This window comes from Pseudomonas viridiflava (genome assembly GCF_900602065.1).
GTDB lineage: Bacteria > Pseudomonadota > Gammaproteobacteria > Pseudomonadales > Pseudomonadaceae > Aquipseudomonas.
Genome location: NZ_UWFN01000373.1, coordinates 1 through 350, shown reverse-complemented (window position 1 = coordinate 350; position 350 = coordinate 1). Strand labels below are relative to the sequence as shown.

The 350-nt window shown below is 57.7% G+C and carries 1 protein-coding gene; it reads right to left on the bottom strand.

The genetic code is table 11. The annotated features are described in order from the left end of the window. Window positions 1-168: SDR family NAD(P)-dependent oxidoreductase (locus tag EE949_RS29030; protein WP_122667428.1), on the bottom strand; the 168-nt coding region annotated here is incomplete at its 3' end. Between the last annotated feature and the right edge of the window lie 182 nt (window positions 169-350).

Here is a 350-nt window from a genome sequence, read left to right as displayed (position 1 = left end):
GCACCAGCGTGTGAACCCTGTCTGCTTCGACAACTCGGCGCTCAGCGCGTCCAGGCGGTCCTTGCGGCGGCCGGTCAGCACCAGCGACCAGCCAGCTTCAGCGAAACGACGCGCGCACGCCTCGCCAAACCCGGAAGTGGCGCCTGTAATGAATACGGTGGAAGTCATCTCGTTCTCCTGACATGGCGCAGCCCGTTGCTCGTTAAAGCGGCGCAGCCTGTTAATAAATAAAGCGAAAAAGGAAGCATGCCCGTCACGAATGCTCTGGATCAAGCCTGGGGATAAATCCCGCGATCAAGCCGACCAGCTGTACAAAAAACATACACCTCGAGCAAAGCCATACACAGCAA